This is a genomic window from Paenibacillus sp. 01T431, from assembly GCF_056398625.1.
Genome location: NZ_JBFTPT010000017.1, coordinates 25496 through 45059, shown reverse-complemented (window position 1 = coordinate 45059; position 19564 = coordinate 25496). Strand labels below are relative to the sequence as shown.

Annotated in this window: 19 protein-coding genes; 8 read left to right on the top strand and 11 right to left on the bottom strand. The window is 43.4% G+C overall.

All coding sequences use genetic code 11. The features are described 5' to 3' along the window. Positions 1–49: 49 nt before the first annotated feature. From AC1DM9_RS26965 to AC1DM9_RS26945, 5 genes are all read right to left on the bottom strand, one after another. Positions 50–1705: a response regulator gene (locus AC1DM9_RS26965; RefSeq protein ID WP_477509755.1), complete on the bottom strand. Its 1656-nt coding sequence runs from the start codon at positions 1703–1705 to the stop codon at positions 50–52. Between the two features lies 1 nt (position 1706). Beyond that, positions 1707–3440: a sensor histidine kinase gene (locus tag AC1DM9_RS26960; RefSeq protein ID WP_477509756.1), complete on the bottom strand. Its 1734-nt coding sequence runs from the start codon at positions 3438–3440 to the stop codon at positions 1707–1709. Between the two features lie 54 nt (positions 3441–3494). Beyond that, positions 3495–4676, bottom strand: a complete 1182-nt coding sequence (locus AC1DM9_RS26955) for a GH85 family endohexosaminidase C-terminal domain-containing protein (protein WP_477509757.1) — start codon at positions 4674–4676, stop codon at positions 3495–3497. Further along, complete coding sequence (locus tag AC1DM9_RS26950; RefSeq protein WP_477583150.1) at positions 4673–4810, bottom strand: hypothetical protein; 138 nt, start codon at positions 4808–4810, stop codon at positions 4673–4675. Before AC1DM9_RS26950 ends, AC1DM9_RS26955 begins: the two co-directional genes overlap by 4 nt. Before the next feature lie 279 nt (positions 4811–5089). Continuing rightward, positions 5090–5431: a helix-turn-helix domain-containing protein gene (locus tag AC1DM9_RS26945; RefSeq protein WP_477528303.1), complete on the bottom strand. Its 342-nt coding sequence runs from the start codon at positions 5429–5431 to the stop codon at positions 5090–5092. Between the two features lie 699 nt (positions 5432–6130). Here AC1DM9_RS26945 and AC1DM9_RS26940 point away from each other — a divergent pair. The 5 genes from AC1DM9_RS26940 (at position 6131) to AC1DM9_RS26920 (ending at position 10973) form a co-directional block, all read left to right on the top strand. Beyond that, entirely contained in the window at positions 6131–6505 is a 375-nt protein-coding gene (locus AC1DM9_RS26940; RefSeq protein ID WP_477509760.1) for an MMPL family transporter, read from the top strand. 461 nt (positions 6506–6966) lie between these two features. Continuing rightward, positions 6967–7515, top strand: coding sequence for a hypothetical protein (locus AC1DM9_RS26935; protein ID WP_441874909.1), 549 nt, complete (start codon positions 6967–6969; stop codon positions 7513–7515). Between the two features lie 57 nt (positions 7516–7572). Continuing rightward, a complete protein-coding gene (locus AC1DM9_RS26930) occupies positions 7573–8025 on the top strand; it encodes a hypothetical protein (RefSeq protein ID WP_441874907.1) in 453 nt (150 codons plus the stop codon). 581 nt (positions 8026–8606) lie between these two features. Then, complete coding sequence (locus AC1DM9_RS26925; RefSeq protein ID WP_477509762.1) at positions 8607–9848, top strand: sialidase family protein; 1242 nt, start codon at positions 8607–8609, stop codon at positions 9846–9848. Between the two features lie 213 nt (positions 9849–10061). Then, a complete protein-coding gene (locus AC1DM9_RS26920) occupies positions 10062–10973 on the top strand; it encodes an NAD-dependent epimerase/dehydratase family protein (RefSeq protein ID WP_477509763.1) in 912 nt (303 codons plus the stop codon). Between the two features lie 60 nt (positions 10974–11033). On the opposite strand, the gene AC1DM9_RS26915 is transcribed toward AC1DM9_RS26920, so the two are convergent. Next, on the bottom strand, positions 11034–11672 hold the full coding sequence (locus AC1DM9_RS26915; RefSeq protein WP_441874899.1) for a class I SAM-dependent methyltransferase: 639 nt from the start codon (positions 11670–11672) through the stop codon (positions 11034–11036). A 124-nt stretch (positions 11673–11796) separates the two neighbouring features. Here AC1DM9_RS26915 and AC1DM9_RS26910 point away from each other — a divergent pair, with 124 nt between their 5' ends. From AC1DM9_RS26910 to AC1DM9_RS26900, 3 genes are read left to right on the top strand one after another with little or no spacing between them, the layout of a single operon-like run. Then, positions 11797–12255 carry a hypothetical protein gene (locus AC1DM9_RS26910; RefSeq protein ID WP_477583147.1) on the top strand — a complete coding sequence of 153 codons (459 nt, stop codon included), beginning with the start codon at positions 11797–11799 and terminating at the stop codon, positions 12253–12255. 26 nt (positions 12256–12281) lie between these two features. Further along, positions 12282–12731, top strand: a complete 450-nt coding sequence (locus tag AC1DM9_RS26905; protein WP_076265539.1) for a hypothetical protein — start codon at positions 12282–12284, stop codon at positions 12729–12731. 45 nt (positions 12732–12776) lie between these two features. Continuing rightward, positions 12777–13235 (top strand): hypothetical protein, encoded by a 459-nt coding sequence (locus AC1DM9_RS26900; protein ID WP_475442679.1) that lies wholly within the window; start codon positions 12777–12779, stop codon positions 13233–13235. A gap of 87 nt (positions 13236–13322) precedes the next feature. Here the strand turns inward: AC1DM9_RS26900 and AC1DM9_RS26895 are convergent, their stop codons facing one another. From AC1DM9_RS26895 to AC1DM9_RS26875, 5 genes are read right to left on the bottom strand one after another with little or no spacing between them, the layout of a single operon-like run. Continuing rightward, positions 13323–14558, bottom strand: coding sequence for a sialidase family protein (locus AC1DM9_RS26895; protein WP_477509764.1), 1236 nt, complete (start codon positions 14556–14558; stop codon positions 13323–13325). A 26-nt stretch (positions 14559–14584) separates the two neighbouring features. Next, on the bottom strand, positions 14585–15943 hold the full coding sequence (locus tag AC1DM9_RS26890) for a glycosyltransferase family 4 protein (RefSeq protein WP_477509765.1): 1359 nt from the start codon (positions 15941–15943) through the stop codon (positions 14585–14587). Further along, a complete protein-coding gene (locus tag AC1DM9_RS26885; protein ID WP_477583144.1) occupies positions 15940–17160 on the bottom strand; it encodes a glycosyltransferase family 4 protein in 1221 nt (406 codons plus the stop codon). Before AC1DM9_RS26885 ends, AC1DM9_RS26890 begins: the two co-directional genes overlap by 4 nt. A 34-nt stretch (positions 17161–17194) precedes the next feature. After that, positions 17195–18157, bottom strand: coding sequence for an NAD-dependent epimerase/dehydratase family protein (locus AC1DM9_RS26880; protein WP_441874888.1), 963 nt, complete (start codon positions 18155–18157; stop codon positions 17195–17197). A 15-nt stretch (positions 18158–18172) separates the two neighbouring features. After that, positions 18173–19450 (bottom strand): nucleotide sugar dehydrogenase, encoded by a 1278-nt coding sequence (locus tag AC1DM9_RS26875; RefSeq protein WP_477583142.1) that lies wholly within the window; start codon positions 19448–19450, stop codon positions 18173–18175. Positions 19451–19564 lie beyond the last annotated feature (114 nt).

The window sequence follows — 19564 nt, the reverse complement described above, 5'->3', positions numbered from 1 at the left end:
AAAGCGAGTACGCTAACTAGTTTCCATTCGTGACATTTGTATCTTTTATTTACACGTTTGAATCCCTCTTCAGTTCGCGGTATTCCTGCGGCGTCAGATGCGTCGCTTTTTTGAAAAAACGATGGAAATACTGGGAAGACAAGAAACCGAGCTCGGATGCAATCTCATGCACCTTGTAACCATCTTGCTCCAGCATACGCTTCGCTTTCTCCAGCCTAATTTCGTTGATATAACTGGACAAACCTTTACCCGTCAGTTTTTTGTACAACCTGGAGAGGTAGGAAGGGTTATGCCCCACCACCTCACCAATTCTCGACAGCGACAAATCCCCAGACAGATGGCTCGCCACATAATGCTGGATTTTCTGTATGAGCTCATGCTCCTGAACGACCATGCCGGCATGCTGCCATTCAAATATATTCTTGGCGTAAGATGTGAATTCTTCGCAAATTTGATGCCAGGAACGGTATCTTTCGAACTGCGTAAACCGTCCCAAATCCTGATCAGTGTGAGCGTCATTACTCGAATGCAGCAAGCCATGAGGCAGGAATACTGCCACAAGCAAATAGTATAGCTCCATCTGCACAGCGCTTGGGAAAGCTCCTGAAAGCGACGCGAAGGCAAGCAGCTCCTCCAGCGTTTCAATTGTTGCTTCCTCCTGTCCGTTCACCATGCAGGACTTCAAATAGGAAATTTTATTAAAATGAACCGAGGTAAGACGCATCTCGGCGCTACTGTTATTAGTTTGGGGCATGAATTCAGGCTCCAGTAAAATCAACTCGCTTCCGAATCCAAGACCGCTATGGAAGAGCAGATTAAGCCGCTCGAACTTGTGCGGAACGTCATACCATTCCGAGAAGCTGTTCGCAAGTGCCAGAGACAGAGGCAGCTTAAGCAAATTAAGCGATGTCAGTTGAATTTGTTCCAACATTTCGCGAACGAACAGGAATGTTCTTTTGAAAGCGCCTTGATCAGATGGAGCTTCGGAAGGTTGGATAAACCAAACCATTTTGTTTTTGTCATAACTCATAGAGATTACTTTCGTGAGTGGAGATAATAATTCGTTCGTCATATTGTCCAGCGCAAATTGGAACAGTGTTTTGTCCATCAAGCTTTCCCGTTGTCCCCAATCATCGATGCGCACAATCATGAGCAAGCAAGGAACGCCAGCATCCAGAGGAATCTGCAGATCTTCGAATTTGTCGCGTAGCGAATGCAGCGACCTGTCGTCCCCTTGTATCAGCTCGTTCAAATACTGCTTCTGAATATAAGGCAGCGCGACCTTCCTTTGCTGGCTCGCCTCGATGAGCTGCATATCCACTAATTGCTCTTGATCAAGCTGCTTGGCAACAGCGAGAATGCATTCCACAATTTTGGCATTGCCTTCCGTCTTTAGAATATAGTCCGCGCTGCCTTGCCGAATCGCTTGTTGAATATAAGCAAAGTCGCTATGACCGGTCAAGAAGATCACTTTGCACCTAGGCCACTGCTTCACAATCTCGCCCTGAAGCTCCAGACCATTCATGCCTGGCATCCGAATATCCGACAACACAATGTCTATTTTCACTCTTCCGAGCCAGATCAACGCCTCCTGCGACGTACCCGCCGAATAGATTTCCAATTCGGGTTCCGTCAACCGGCTGCATAACTTCGTAAGCCCCTGCAGAATCAAAGGCTCATCATCTACGATTAATAAGCGGTACATCTTACTCCTCCTTTGTCTTAACAGGTATTTTCATCGCAACGCCCAAGCCGCCTAGCTCGCTTCGGAATACGTATAGACCAGCCGATTGGCCAAATTTGATCTGCAGCCGCCTATGCACATTGACGACTCCCGTCGTTTCAAGTTCCGATGCATCCTGAAGCTTGAACTTGAGCCGCATAAGCTCGTCTTCCGTAAGCGCGGTGCCATTATCTTCGAAATAGATACAAAGGAAGTTGTCCCGCAATTCATTCGTAATTCGCAAATGACCATCTGATATTCTGGACTCCAGTCCATGCTGGTAGGCATTTTCAATGATAGGCTGCACGATGAGACGCGGTACCAGCAATTCCTCTCGCCACGAGGGAATCGGTTCCACCGAAACATTGATCCTGCTGCCGAACCGCATCATCTGGATATTTAAATACGCTTCAGCATGCTTCATTTCTTGCCCTAGTGACAGCTCTGACTTTGCATCTCTCGTAATAAACTGAAAGTAGTTGCCAAGATAGTGTACGAATTTCCTTGCATTATCCAAATCCTCGAATTCGATCAGCTGATGCAAAATAAAAAAGCTGTTGTACAGGAAATGCGGGTTGATCTGCGACTGCAGCTGTCTTAGTTCAGACTGTTGACTCCTAATTTGCTGCTCGTATACTTCTTGTATCAAGGATTGCAGCTTTGATACCATCTTATTGAACTGTTCTGACAGGTCCGAAAATTCGTCATTACTCCTCTGTGAAACCCGAACCGCTAGCTGACCTTCCTCCACTTTTCGGAAAGCCTTTAACAGGTTGCGGACGGGATTCCGAATCGCTTTGAAAATCCAATATGAGAAAAGCGCCATCACAATGATGGACAAAGCGAACAAGATCCAGAACAACGCATTATATTTGTCAAAGTCGCGCATAATGACGTCTTCCGGCGTGTATATTCCTAGCGAAAAATCATATCCTGACGATTGCCGGAGCGAAACCAAATATTTCTTTCCTTGGTTCTCAAATATGAGGCTTTCAACTTCACCGCCTGACTGCCGAGTTAATAATTTTTCGATTTCATCGGAGGTATTGGGCACCGCGTGATTAGTAATAACACGACCCTCCTGCTTGAAATAGAGGTAAGCTCCTCCTTGATCGGACATACTGCTTAAATCGTCCATGATCATCCGCTGATTGATCTCGATCTCGATCAAGAAGACGGGAGCCCTGTTTTTGATCACGCTTTCCGGATAATAAGAGCCCATCAGCAGCTTGTCGCCATGCCATACTAATGGAGATAATTGCTGTTGCATCTTGAATCGAATCGTTTCCAGTTCTTTGATCGAGACGCCCTCGATGTAGCTTCCGGACTTTATTTGCTTGTCAATCATCGGGATGTAAAGAGTTGCACTCGCAATATAAGAGCTGGAGTCCTGCAGAAGAGCCACCTTTCTCTCTAATCGCAAAATCGCTTCACGCAGCTCGTTTTCCGTCAAGGCCGGAGCTACCGTGCTTAAAGCCATAAGATCCTCGTCCACCAGTAAGGAACGTTTAAAATTTTCGATATTAACGATTTCATTCGTCAGTGATGACAAATAAAATTTCACATTGGTTTGCATGGATTGCAGAATTTGATCCCGCAAACTGCTGGCCACCTGCTTGTTCAAATAAATGCCCAACATGTACACAGGTAAAATCGCGATCAAGAAGCCCAGGAGCAGCTTAGGAAAAATCGTAAATCTCCACTTTTGAAACCACATTTCATTTCCTCCTGCCGAACGTTTGTGTCGATTTCCATGATGTACTTACTATTCTCAGAAAAAAATCAATTGTTTGAACCCGCAGAAGCGTTCCAACATTGGAAAAACCCGACCGCAAAGGGTCAGGTTTTCATTAAATATATGGGTGAGCTTTACCAATCTATTCGGTAACTTGTTTACCGTAATATTCTTGACTTCGGACATGTTCCCTTTATAGTCTTCCAGCGTAATACCGATTACAGCTCCCTCTACCGGAATAGATAATCCATTCAAATCATGATATCCCCGAATAAAATAATCGGTTGTTGCACCATCATACTTTTTTGTAGGTTTAACCTCTACTCCATTAACGGTAATGTACATATGCCACCAGTCTTTCGAGGAAGGTACATCGATCCCAAGCTTATTGCCATTAATATAGTAGCTTCCATCAAATGATTCGGAATAAATATCTTTCATTTTGCTTGCATAACTGACGGTATCTATAACATTCTCTCTCTTATCCAATGTGGATCTTCTTAACAGGTAACGATCATCATCTTTCACTGGTACTTCGAATTTCGTTGAAGCCAGTTTTATATCCAAGGTCTTGGTATAAGTATCTTTTCTGCCATCCGTAAAGCTCAAGTCGAAACGAACTTTGCTGCCGCGGTTCTCCTTGCCCCAGCTGATATCGAATCCTTCGGCTGTTTCATTGACTGACACTTTCGAAAGATAATCTTTACTTTCAAGTTCAATAATGGCTGGTTTGCTCTCGCTTTGATCGGCTCCAACAGCAGTCAATTTAAGAGCCACGACATGTTTATCTAAGTTTTTCACATAGAAGTTGTCGCCATAAACTCCGCCTAAAAATTCCTCTTTTCCATTATTCAGCTTTGCATAGAGATTGTATTGCTTCACCTTACTATAATCAGTACGATTCCACACGACATCGATTTCATTGGTAAGATATCGATCTTTGACTGCAAAACCCGTAGGCGTGCTAGGCGTGTAGTTTTTCCCATCTGTGAGTTTAAGCTCCCCGATGTTGACTTGATAGCCGTTGATGGATTTCCCCTTCGGATCAAATGCTAGACCCAGGGCAGCGATTTCACGATTCGCATACGAACTTAGATTCAATTTGGCTGTGACAAAGCCTTTTGTCCTCTTCCCGCTATTCGGTACGGTGACATATTCAACTTGATCCGGCGCATCTTTGAAAATAAGTCCTAACTGGATATCAGAACCATCATTCACTGATGTTTTGGTTGATTCTTGCCATATGCTGCATCGCCTGTAGGCGGTATGGAGTCTCCTGCTAATACATTATAGGGGAACGCTAAAAGCGACATCATTACTGTTGTTATAAGTGCTTTTCTTCTTATTTTCACCGATCTTTCCTCCTAATTGTTATTTAGCCCTTAGAGATTCCTTAAGACAAATGGGGCTGGTACGACGGACAGACAGATCCTGCATTCACAAGTTTTATTGTTTCATTTTACAAAAAGTAATCGTTTCAAGTCTTTGAAAGATAAAGTCTTATTTTTGCACATTTCGGACAACTAGTTGATATTCACTTAGCTATTTATTTTCCCCTTCGCAATTGTCTCTTCGCGATCTTGCACCTTGATTATAATAGAGCTTGTCGTCCCCCTTCTATTCGCCGTTGTTTACATTCGACTATCATCTGTTGACCTTCCAATCTGATCCCGGTATCCCTGCGGGGTTGCATTCGTTGCTTTACGAAAAAAACGGTAAAATGATTGCTTGGACAAGAAACCGACTGCTTTGGATATTTCGTTGATTTTCAACCTATTTTCCCCCAGCAACTCCTTCGTCTTCGTTATTTTCACCGCCGTAATAAAATCGGATAGTCCTTCACCCGTTATGCGTTTATATAACCTAGATAAATAAGACGGATTATGGCCTGCCACCTCGGCAATTCGATTCAAGCTAAGATCGCCTGCCACATTGTGCCGGATATAACGCTGAACTTGACTTACAACATCCATCTCCTGATACCCTTGACCCGATGATTTGTGCTCAAAAATCACTTCAGCCAATTTCCCGAAGTATTCGGTCACTTCAAACCAATTGTTCGTGTAATCCAACAGGGTCATCTTTCCGAGGTTAATGTCATCGCCGATTTCCTCATGAACCTTCCAGCGATTCACGTACGATAAGAAAATAGAAATGAGCGTAAAATATATTTCACTTCTAGTACTGTCTGATTTTCCTTCAGCAGATGCCGCGAGCTTCATCAGTGCGGAATATTCGACAGAAAAATGTACCTGTTGACCGTTTTCCAGAAGCGTTTGCATCAACGTCATTTTCTTCATTTGTTTGCGCAGCTCTCTTACGTCTAAATCCGCGGCAAGTTCGTGTGATTCCTGTTCAAGCAGCAGTAATTCTTGTCCAAGTCCCAGCCCGCGATTCATCAACAAGCGCAAATGCTCAAACTGATCGGATAGCTCTTTCCATTCCCGGTATGTCGTACCCACGGCGAATGATAGTTTTATATTGAGCAGCTTCTTGCACGCGTTCTGGATCATCTCTGCTGCGCCTTTAACAAACGCCAAAGCCTGCTCTCTCGTCACCGTCACTCTGCTGGAGAAGAATCCTTCCTGTTTCGGTTGAATCAACCAAGCAATCTTCGTCTTCTCTTCGAATTCAAATGATACTTGGATTATCAGGTCTTTCTTGTCAGCACCATGCGAGAGTCTTATGTCCATGGGCATCATGGAACGGAGAGCGTCGTTCACGGATACAATCAGGCCAGCCGCGTAGTTGTAGCAGCAGCCGTAATTATGGTGTCCGTCTTCGCTGGCTTTATTTTCGCTCATGATATCATGATCAAGCAGATTGGTTTTGCACTGGCGATCGGTATCCTTATTGACGCCTTTATCGTCCGTATGGCACTCGTCCCGGCGGTCATGGCAATCTTCGGCGATAAAGCTTGGTGGCTGCCTAAATGGTTAGACCGCCTGCTGCCGAACCTGGATGTCGAAGGTGATAAACTGATTGCACAGCTTAAAGATCAGGAGAGTACCTCCAATATCAAGTCTAGCTCTCGTAAGGCATACTAATTTAATTAAATAAGGGGCTGTCTCAAAAGCAGTAAGCTCTCTAGCGAGATTGCCCGCTCTGAATGATAATGTTGAACACCATGAATAAATGGCTGTACAGGAGACTATGCCTGTACAGCCATTTTACTATTCTGATCTATCGTTCCCATCATTTCTCCAATTACACTTTCCGATACAATCATCCACCGACCACAAGTTAGTAGTTATATCTACTTTCGAGACTGACCCTTATTTTCACTTATGATTTCGAAATTGTCTTCTATAATCAGTCGGTCCAAATTCAGCATATTTTTTAGATTCTTCTATTAAATAGAGAACATTCGAATATCCAATACATGACGAAAGTGAACTCATAGGGATGTTCCTCTCAGAAAATTGTACTTTTGTATCGGGGTTTTTGTACATTTCTTTCAAAATAGTTTGAATATAGTGGAATGGTAGTAGATTTCAACTGAAAGGAGATGTCTGAATGTGAAGGTGTAACGGTTGTTGTACCTATCATCATAATCGGACAAGTCATTAAGGCTAGTATCATAATAAAGGAGATGTCGCTCATGTTAAATATCCTTGATTTTGAATTTGAAGAGGTCCCTATCGGAGGAGGGTCTTTGCCCTTGGCTGTAAATGCAGGGGCTTCCGAACTACCACTAACTGAAATTTGGCTTAGTGTCACCGGCTCTAATCAGTATATCTTCATGTACTCTACCATTGGATGGCAAGCACAAATCACCACTACGTCTATTGCTCCCGAGCTTGTCTTCCGCATTCGGCGCGGCGGATTTGGAACGAATTCTCCGATTGTGTTTCAAACATCGGATTCTGCTTTGCTAATTGGAAACACGGCTATCAGTATGAATATTGGAATGACTACAGCATTTGATCACACGGAGCTCCCACCAACGTCAGTAATAGGAGTAGCACAACAATATTTCTTAACCGTTCAGAATATAGGAGTTGGCAATGCTTCCATTGTCGGTCCTGTAAATTTAACAGGGTTTGTATTAGGATAATTGAAGAATACAGCCAATGAATTCACCATAGTCTACAATAGAGGAGTTGTGATTTAAATGCTCAATATCCTTGACTTCGACAAGGAAGAAATTCCAATTGGTTCAGGGTCGCTCCCTTTAAATTTAACCCCAGGCCCCGAACTTGCCTTGACTTCAATATTCCTCAATATTTCCAGCACAAACGTCAACTTATTAATATCTGCTACCGTAGGATGGGAAGTACAGCTGCTGAATCAAACCATCATACCTGAACTCATCTTCCGAATTCGCCGTGGAGGTTCGGGATCGAGCTCCCCCATCGTCTTTCAGATACAAGATTCTCAGTATTTACCGGACTTCCAACAATTCATTATGCCTATCAACTTTAATACTTCATTTGATCATTCTGAGAATCCTAGCCCATCAATCGTAGGTAGTTATCAACAGTATTATTTGACTGTTCAACAAATTGGCATCGGAAATGTATCAATTATTGGTCCTGTCAATTTTACTGGCATGATTCTCGGTTAAAAGCAGGGTCCCGATGTAATCTAAAAAAAGTGAGGAATAGACCTATGCCAAGTATTCTGCAATATGCTACACAGGAGGTTCCCGCAGGCGGTGGATCGTTGCCCCTAGGACTAACACAGGGGGTCGAGATTAATTTAACTTCGATATTTCTCACAGCCACAAGCTCAACGAACCAGCTTCAATTCTGGGGAAATGTCGGTTGGGCGTTACAACTTCTCAATCAGGCTGTATCTCCCCAACTAACTTTTCGTATTCGTACGGGAGGATTCAGCCCAACAGATCCTATCGTATTTCAAACCACGGACTCCGAGCTATTTCCTGGTAACATGGGCTTTATAACTCAGGTATCATTTAACACTTCCTTCACTCATACGCAAGTACCAAATCCAACGTTAATTGGTGTCGCTGTACCCTACTTTTTGACCGTTTCCTATTTTGGCCTCGGAAACGTGGCCATTACCKGACCGATAAACCTTACAGGGCAAGTTCTAGGATAATAGAAGAAAACAACTTGTTCCTACCGTTTGTAGGTGACAAGTTGTTTTTCTACATATAAAATCTACCATGAGGAGGACATCTATTTGACGAACATACCGGTTACTATGGGTGCGCAATCACAGCAAGAGCCTTCCATTACCGTTAATACTTTGAACAACTTAACCGTCATTGTTACATCTAGCAGCATTTCTACAGGAACTTCCAGAATCAATGTATATGTGTCGCAGGATGGCGGGTTTACGTACCCAACCAGTCCGACGCTGACTCTACCTGTCGGTTTTACTACCCAAGGTAATGCTATAGGCACTTATGGCTATCGCAATACATTTATGATAGCCTGCACCGCACTGAACACGAATCCGGTCATGGATTCTTCTATCACCGTCTATACTTCTACAGATAATGGAGTTATTTTCTCCGCTCCGGTCATTACATGTGAGGGCTTTGGACAGCAAATATATAATGATAAACCCTTCATTCAACTCGATAACTCTAACGGAAGTCCTTATCTCGGTCTGGCACATGTTGGCTTTACACGATATTATGACAATTTCGCCACCTCAGGCACTTTTTATCAACGTTCTCTCGATCTAGGACAAACGTGGTCGATTCCCATTCTTTTGTCAAATCAAACGACAGGAACCGCCGTGTTCGGCACGAATGTAGCAATAGGACCAACGGGACAGGTCTATGTAGCATGGGCGCAGTATGCACCAGGTAATCCTCAATTCCTCATTCGACGATCCGATGATGGAGGTGCGACCTTTAATCCGATTGTTGTAGTATCGAATATTTCCCTCGTCCCAAGTCCCCTTCCCGTACCCGGATTCGCTTTCCGCGTCTTGACCAGCGCCTTCCTTGCGGTAGATATTTCGGCCAATCTCGGCCAAGGAATACTATACGCCGTTTGGCAAGGTTATCAGACTGGCTTTTCGCACATCTACTTATCGAGGTCAACCGATCAAGGAAATACTTGGTCGACACCGATTCAAGTGGATGACAGCCCTACTGGTACGCAAAATTTTTATCCGAATATTGCGGTTTCTCGTAGTACGGGACTCATCCAAATTGTGTATTACACGAATCGCGTCGACTCCAGTATGCTTGATGTTTATGGCACAACTTCAGGAGATGCAGGCGCCACTTTTGCTGTTAATACCCGCCTATCAGACACTTCATTTGATCCTAACGCAGATCCGAGTTATGGGGAGCCTTGCCCGTCTTTAGGAGACTATATTGATGTTGCATTCACATATCCCGACAGACAGATTACGGTATGGACAGGAATGATCAACAACATACAAAATATTATTTCAAACCTATAACCTAAATAAGCTATTTGCATTAGCTGGAATCTTGGTACCCGGAGCAACGTTCATAATACCGGCAGGTTTGTCATCCACATGGAGGGGCGTAATATATGCCGCTCCATTATTATTTCTGCTGTCAAATTGGCTATAACCTAGGGTATGAATACATATTCCAATCCCTTTTTTATGCATATGATGAATCAAAACGTCATAGTGGGGAGTTGTGTTATGAAAGCTTTGGTTACAGGAGGTGCAGGTTTTATTGGTTCCCATCTTACAGATATGCTTATCGATAATGGCGCTGAGGTACACATTATCGACAATCTTACAACTGGATCAATAAAAAATGTAAATCCTGCAGCAACATTGCATATTGAAGATATAAACAGCGATTCATCTTCTCAAATCATTCAAACAGTTAAGCCGGATGTTGTGTTTCATATGGCAGCTCAGGTTGATGTTCAACGGTCGATAGCCGACCCTGCATTCGACGCTAACGTAAATATCGTTGGTACCGTGCGGCTTATTCATGCTTGCAAGCAAGCTGGCGTCGGAAAAATCATATTCTCGTCTACCTCGGCCGTATATGGTGTCTCAAAAAAAGAACGTGCATCGGAGGATGCATTACCTTCTCCGATTTCCTATTATGGTTTATCCAAACATGCAAGCGAGTGCTATATTCGATTGTTTCATGAATTGAACGGCATTAACTACACGATATTACGTTATAGCAACGTATATGGTCCTCGTCAAACTGCAAAAGGTGAAGGTGGCGTTATTGCCATATTTATGAGCAACCTGCATAAGGGGCTTCCGCTTTTTGTGCATGGCAGCGGCAATCAGAATCGCGATTTTATTTTTGTGCAAGATGTTGTAAGAGCAAATATAGCTGCGAGCCGTCAAGGGAATCAAGAAACGATCAACATAAGTACAGCCTTGCCTACTTCGATTAATAACTTAGTGCATAGGTTAAATATGATTCACGGCTCAGCCATAGATGTTGCACATGGCCCAGAGCGGCCAGGTGATATTATGGACAGCTGTCTCGATAATTTGAAAGCTGAACAAATATTGGGTTGGCGGCCGAAAGTTAGCTTAATCGAAGGATTAACACAAACTTATGAGTATTACCGTAAATAATAGGCTAAAGCGGCGATCGTTTCTCGGCATTCAGCCTGAGAGCGATCGCCTATTTTTTATTCATTTCATGGCAACAAGAACCGTTGTAAAACCATCATCACGGCCTATAATAAGCTCATACGTCTCATTATCTTGTGTACATACCTGTTGGATACGAAAGCCACAATCCGTCAACAAGCTGGACAATTCATTAGGTTGATAATGGCGATAGTGATGAGGATTCACACCACCTAGGAAGTACGGATTGTTCAAATGCGGAATAACCTTTTCATTTGGTGCTGAGATAAGAAGAATGCCGTTTACATTAAGAGAATCATAAAGCTTCTGGACGAATGACCGATCATCCTTCATATGCTCGACGGTTTCGAAGCAGGTAATAACATCGAACTTTTGGATAGGAAGTTCTTCTTGAAACAATCCAGATAAGTCGCTTTTCACATAAACGGTATTGTCGCAGTAGAAATGATCAATCGCCCAATTTAATGCATGATCCGATCGATCCACACCGATAGTCAGTGTGCAAGCAGAGTTTGTAGCCAAGTAATGAGTGCCATACCCTGAGCCGCAAGCCGCATCCAATATATAATCTCCACGACGAATGTAGTTCAATGCAAAATGATATCGATAATGATGATCCATCATGACATCGTGGAAGGACGTCGCGTACATTCGTTCCATCTTCGTAATTTCGTCATCCATTCTCTTTCCTCCAATAACCAAAAAAATCAAACCTTTAAACGGGTACATCTATCCGTGTCCGCGATGTGAATCTATGAATCTACTATAATGTAATATTCAATTGAACAGGAAAGGAGCTGCGTAAATGGCTCAATTGATTGATTTTGCTTCACAAGAAGTTTCTATCGGACAAATGTCGCTTCCTCTTAATTTGCCAGCTGGCACAGAAGTTTTGCTGACCTCTATCTTTCTTAATATCGCTAATGCGAATGTGGAAGTGGAACTGTCTGCTACCGTCGGCTGGGAGGCTCAACTATCACTGCTGCCCCTAGTTCCTGAGGTCATCTTCCGTATCCGCCGCGGTGGATTCACACCAGCTAGCACGCTCATCTTTCAGACTACAGATTCCGTTTTTCTAGGAGCTGGCAACTTGATACCGGTACTGACTTCTGACTTGACTACATCCCTTCAGCGTTCCGACTCTCCTGATACCCCCGCAATTGCAGGAACCTATCAACAGTATTTTTTAACCGCGCAACTGAGCGGCACAGGTGGGGCGACAATTTTTGGACCCGTTACATTATTAGGATCAATTATCGGGTAATTTACGATTAAAAAGGAGTTGAGAGTATGGCATTTTTAGTTGATTTTGCGTCACAAGAAGTGAAGCAAAACACACAGTCATTACCATTATTGCTGGCTGCCGGTACCGAAACGTTATTAACATCCGTATTTCTTAATGTCACGAGCACAAGCAATAAATTAGTATTACAAGCTACGGTCGGTTGGCAAGCTGAATTACTTTTGCTTCCGATTGTACCCAAACTCACATTCCGCATCCGACGCGGGGGGTCTACGGTGGCATTCCCTGAGGTCTATCAAACAACAGATTCGGAATTTTTAGGAACAGGCGGGTTGATCTCGAACATCATAACAACAACTTTAAATCACGTAGAATCGCCTGATCAAAGCCTTGTCGGTTCGTTTCAACAATACTTTTTGACTGTGCAAAGCAATGGACTCGGAACGATTACGGTTGTTGGTCCGGTTACGTTAATGGGTACAACGATTGGCTTTTAAATATCCCAATTTATGCTTTTTTCAATAGGAAAGGAGGTGAAAGCTATGGCTGTAATCATTAATGACTACCAGTTTCAAGAAGTTCCCGTTGGAACAGGGTCTCTCCCCCTTTCTATTTCTCCCGGTTCGGAAGTGCTGCTGACATCTATCTTTCTTCAAGTTACTAGTGTAAACAACCGGATTGAGTTAAAAGCAACCATCGGCTGGGAGGCGCAATTACTCGTTCTGAATATCGTACCGAAGCTTCTCTTCCGCATTCGACGCGGCGGAACGAGTGCCCCCGCGACGGTAGTCTTCCAAACGACTGATTCCGTATTTTTAGGAACCGCAAGTGAAGGTCCATGGGTACCGCTCGATTTCACGACTTCTTTCCAACACACCGAGACGGCTATTCCTGCTATCGTTGGCACATTCCAGCAATACGCATTAACTGTTGAACATATCGGTCAAAACGTTGCTACGATTATTGGTCCAGTTCATTTGGACGGTACCGTTCTTCTATAACACAATAGTCCGATACCTTTACCGTTTCTATACTAAGCAGTATGGCGAATTGATTTCCGTTAGGCTGGAAATCAATTCGCTCTTTGTTTAGATATCCTCGAAGATGTTCTGTGATCCCGTCCGTGTGTCCATCCAGACAATGAGTGCTGCGCCAGTTGCTTTTACAATTAGGTCGTTATAATCACCAATCGATGGTGTTGGAGTGCCTAATGACGGGTCCGCATTCGGATCGAAGGAGACGCTTGTCACACGAAGATTAGGCGCAAACGACGAACCGGCATTGTTTGATTCAGCTAAAAACACATCGATTAACGAGTTGCTTACACGGTTCGTATAGTACATCACCTTCACCCCGCCATTATCACGTGATACCGTTAAATTGGGCAAAATATTTTGCGATCCTGAAGGGCTATCATCTACTTGAATTGGCGTTGACCATGAAACGCCTTTGTCAGTCGATCGCGAGAGAAATATATGTGCAGAACCTGTACGGTTGTCTTGCCAAGCAGCATAGACGATGCCTTCTCCGTTAAATGGCGAGATATCTACGGCTAAATAAGCAATCGTCAAGACGCGAAAACCAAAGGTTGGAACAGGAAGAGGGGTTGGAACTAACGAGACTGTCGATATGGTAATAATAGGACCATACGTCACTCCCCCATCATCTGATCTGCGCATAAGAAATTGCGGCGTTCCTGGACCATATTGCATCCATCCGACATAAATTTCGCCTGCGGGACCAATTGCGATACTCGATCCAAAATTCGAAACATCTTGAACTTGATTTGTTAACAGAAAGGGAGTAGACCAGGTTATCCCTTGGTCTAGTGATCGCGAAATCAATGTTTCAGAGCTTTGGAAATTGTTGAAATAACGTGTAAAAGCAATATACGCTTGACCAAGATACGGACTGCCATTCGACGTATCTATGCGTATTGACGGCTTGTCGTTATATACCGCGGTGCCAAACCCCTGGTTTACAATGATTGGGGTTGAAAAGGAGGCGCCATTGTTCGTCGAGCGGTACACGATAATGGACGAGTCCCTTACAGGGTTCACATTCAAAGCTGTCGCTGCAACAAGAAACAGATTAGGATAACCGTACGCTGCTACACCATCACCTGATGCCGCGAACCCCGCTGGAGGGGGATTCAGCATCTCGGTGTATGATGCACCGCCATTGACTGACCGGTAGATCGTCGTCATATTATTCCCCGACCGCAGATCATTTGTTGTTACGATGACAGTAGATTGATCCAGTGAATTAAGAGCGATGGAAGGTTCTTGTTGAGGACCTGATGGAGTGATTTGTATATTGGTCATGAAATCTTTCCTTTCAGATAGTTTTTTTATTTTCCTTGATATAGAACGGAACCAATAATATGATCATCAACAATTGAATAGGATTGCGGGATGTACATATTGTACACTTCTCTTAGTGATGAGCTTATCCATGCCCCATGTCTTCCAACATGTTTCGGAGGATGTGTTACTTTTCGTATACGCTGTTTATTCAAGAGCTGTTCATAAAGATGGGTGGTTAGCTGCTCCATGGTCGTTAGTGACCATCGATTCACGCCCCATTTGTAACCATTTGCTGCAAGCTTATTGCGAAGCTTATGATCATCCAGCAGTGCATTCAAGCAGTGTGACAATTCGTCACTGTCCCCAGCTTTTGCAACCAATCCCGTATGATTGTGTTTCACCATTTCCGGAATACCGCCAGCATTGGAAACAACGAGTGGCTTATGTGCAATCTGCGCTTCCATGACAGTAAACGGATGATTGTCATTTAAGCTTGCGAGCACGACGATATCAGACTGCTTAATCAATGACGGAACGTCATTTCTGCTGCCCGTAAAAATGACGTGACTAGCTAAGCCCAAGCGGTTTGCTTTCGACTCTAACTCTGACCGAAGATTCCCATCACCAACGAGTAGACATATCCAATCATTTCTTATTTGTTTGAGAGTATACAGAGCATCTAGTAAACAGCTGTGCCCTTTTACTTTGTCAAATCGCGCAGGACAGATGATGACATTCGCTGCATCCGGTATCGTAAAGGTAGAGCGTTCATTCATCCGTTGCAAATATAGCTCCACGTTCATCCCATATGGGATAACCTCCATATGCTGGGAAGGCACCATATATCCAACGAGCGTATCATGCAGCCATTTCGTCGGAACAATAGTCAAATCGCTTGAGGTTGCGCCATAATACTCCCGAGCACATGCATACTTCCAAATCGTATCGGACGGCAATTTCCCTTCGAGCGATACCCAGTAGTCAGTTGAGAGACATCCATGGATTGTACTTATTAATGGTATCTCTTCCGGTTTAATTTGCCATAGTGCTCGGGATGAAATGACATCCTGAGTATGAATCAAATCATATTTTCCAAGTCCAAAATAAGATGCTGCAAGGGCATAAGAGCAGAACTCAATTTCCTGTTCAACAATCCATGGATCAATTAGCGACTGGTATGGAGCGTAGATCGCTCGTATTTCGCCTTCGACGAGCCGTTTAAATCTCTCTTTCTCTACCCGCTCACCAGTATTAGCCATATAATAGCTATTTTCATCCGGATGCCTAGCGAACACATCCACCTCATGACCTAGTCGTTCCAAGCTTGCTTTTAAATCTTGAATATAGACCCAAACCCCTCCAACATGAGGGATCAGCCAGTACGTTGCAAGTAAAATTTTCAATTTACTTCACCTCGCTTGACTTGAAGCGCCTTTTCGTACAGCTGTAAAGTTCGATCGCACATCTTATCCAATGACCATTTTTTGAGTCCATAAGATCTGGCTTTATTGGCCAGACGTTTTCGAAGAGAGTCATCATTGAATAGTTTATGAATTTGGCTGCATAACAAATCTGCTCGACCGGCTGGCACTAATAAACCGTTCTCGCCATGAGTTATCATCTCTGGAATACCTCCTACTGCTGAAGCAATGATCGGTTTCCCCATTGCTTGCGATTCCATGACCACGAACGGAAAATTATCATGAATGCTTGGCACTACAACGTAATCCGCTTCCTTCAATAGAGCTGCCATATCGTTCCGATGTCCAAGAAACTTGACATGGCCCTCCAGATTATACTGGTTCATCACTTGTTCAAGACTATCCCGCAGCGGTCCGTCTCCGATCAACCAACATATCCAATCCGAACGGTTCTTTAACAGCAATGAAAGTGCATGGAATAAAACATCATGGCCTTTCACCTGATCTAGACGCGCGGGACAGACCAACAGCTTCACCCCTTCTGGTTTCGTCGTTATTATTCCATTAGTAGATTTATGGAGGAAAGATAACGTATCGAATCCATATGGAATAACATCCATTTGTATATCATTCATGAGCCCAGTTGATTCATATTGTTGTTTAAGCCATTTGGAAGGGTAAATATTCCAATCACCAACCATGCTTCCATAATGATCGAGCGCATTTCCCCATTGTTCAGATAGGGTATCATCAGAAATATAACCATGAAGCCTCCATTCGGCTTCTAGTTTCCCGTGAAGGGTTACAATAAGAGGTGTAGTTCGCGGCTTAACTTCAGATACTCCAATCGCAGAGATCACATCTTGCGCATGAATCAGGTCATATTCCTTTAAGGAAAATTCGGATAATGCTTGACGGAAAGCGATTCGTTCCCCGTCCATTGCTGCCAACCAAGAATCATAATTCAATGATTTCTCATTGAACCGAAGACCCATATACTGCATGATCGGAGTTAATACAGCTTGCTTATCAATCGACTTACCTTTATCGACAACGTGGTAATTCTGCCCAGTTTCGTTATGAGAGAGGATATCGACCTCATGCCCCCTATCTTCAAGTCCTTTCCTGAGTGCCAATACATAAGTGGATACTCCACCTGTATATGGAACACACCAATATGAAACAAGTGCAATTTTCATCCGTCACCCCTCTTTCAGCCAAAAGGAACAAAAATCATATATGATTTCGATACCAATCTATTGTTCTCATAAGTCCTTCTTCCAACTTCACGGAAGGTCTATAGCCAAGCAAAGTTTGTGATCTTGTTAAGTCCGGCTCTCGTGCCGGTATATCCTCATAACCCGCGCCATAAGCTTCATCATACGTTTTGGACACGATAGAAGATGTCGAATTGCTAAGAGAAACAATCAAGTTTGCAAGTTCCCTAATCGAGATAGAGCGGTTCGTACCGATATTGAATGCAAGTCCGTTAGCTTCCGGCTTGAGTGCTGCTAAAGTACCAGAGATCGTATCCTCTACATAAGTGAAACAACGTTTTTGAAACCCATCTCCATAAACCTCAAGTAGCTCTCCCTTCAAGGCTGCCTTAATGAATTGTGCTACAACACCGCCATATTGCGAATTTGTTTGCCTAGGTCCGTATGCGTTGAAATACCGAAGCACGGTAACTGGCAGTCCCTTTTGGGCATAAGCAAAGCACATATGCTCATCCAGCGACTTCGCCGTTGCATAGCACCAACGATGAACAGATGGGGCACCATAGATACGTCCGGACATTTCGTGAAAAGGCAGCTCCTCATTTTTTCCATATATTTCGGATGTTGAAGCAAAAATGACTTTGACATGGCGCGGATATGCTAATTCAAGTACATTGCGTGTACCGTCAATGTTGCCTTCTATAACTTTAATGGGATCATCTACCGTATTTTTAACGCCTAGAACAGCCGCTAAGTGGTAAACAACATCAGCTTTGGCAATCAATTTCTTCATCACCACTCGATCCATTACTGAGCCTTGGATAAGTGTGTGACGTTTATGATTTTGGAGATGGGATAAAAATTCCGGCCGCCCATTCGAGAAATCATCTATTGTCCAAACGGTGTGGCCTTCCTCCAGCAAACGCTCAACTAAATGTGAGCCGATAAAACCTGCGCCACCAGTTACTACTATTTTCATTGAAATCCCCCCCTTTTAAAGTAAGATGACGTTTTTACGGTCTGCGACTTTGCTTGTAGCATTGCGTGTATCTATGACAACAGGTGTGTGTTTCACAAATAGCTCGTAAGGAATATTCGAATGATCCGTTAAAATTAACGTACAATCAATATTTCTCATATTTCGTGCCGTAAGCGGGACTGCATGAAGCACCGTTTCGCCAATTTTCAGTTCATTTACATACGGGTCAAAATAATCTACCTTAACTCCGGATTCTAGCAGTTGCTCTATAATGTGCAGCGCGATGGACTCTCGCATATCATTTACATCTTTCTTATACGTAACCCCGATGACAAGTACATTGCATTCGTTTAGCTCTTTAGGACGCAAAGTCTTTGCAACCCGTTCTACTATTAAACTAGGCATATCCTCATTTACCTGACGGCAAAGCTCAATAAAAGGCAGATCAATATGGTGTTCCCTCGACTTCCACAACAAATATAATGGGTCAACCGGTATACAATGTCCGCCAACACCAGGACCTGGATAATATTTCGTAAAACCATATGGCTTTGTACCTGCTGCCTCGATCACTTCCCATAGGCTTATATCCAGCTCCTCGCATATCTTCAACAGACTGTTCATAAAGGAGATATTCAAATAACGCTGACTGTTCTCGAGCAGCTTCGTCATTTCGGCAACGCGCGGTGAAGACACGACGACCATACGTTTAAACACTGCTTCATATACTTCCTTGGCATACGATGTGCATGATGGCGTTACGCCTCCGACAACTTTGGGGATATGCTCCAATTCCCATTTCGAACCGGGATCAATTCGTTCTGGTGAATATGCGAGCGAAATTTCTTTGCCTACTAGGAGACCAGTGGACTCCAAAATCGGCTTAAGCAGCTCCTCACAAGTTCCCGGGTACGTAGAACTTTCCAATACAATGAGTTGACCTCTTCGCAAATGTGGAAGCAAATTTTGTGCAGCTCCAATCACATATTTCAAATCAGGTTGATCATGATCATCTAGCGGCGTAGGCACACAAATGATTATGACATCGACTTTCTCGATGACATTGAAGGTAGTCCCAACATGAAAACTATTTTTACTGAAAAGATTTCGAATCTCGTTTTTCTTATAGTCAGACAAATAGGATTGACGCTTGTTTAACATATTGATTTTTCGTTCATCAGTATCAATGCCATAAACCGTATTACCTTTCTCAAGAAACAACTCAGCCAATGGCAATCCAACGTACCCTAGCCCAATAATACCAATTTTATAATTAACAGCATGCTCTTTCACTCTCTCAACTCCTTTGACTAATCTTCTAGCATCATACGAAAATTAATCAAAATCGCATTAGATAAAAGTCTATATTTTACAGAAATAGTAGAATGTCACGAAGTTTATAAGATT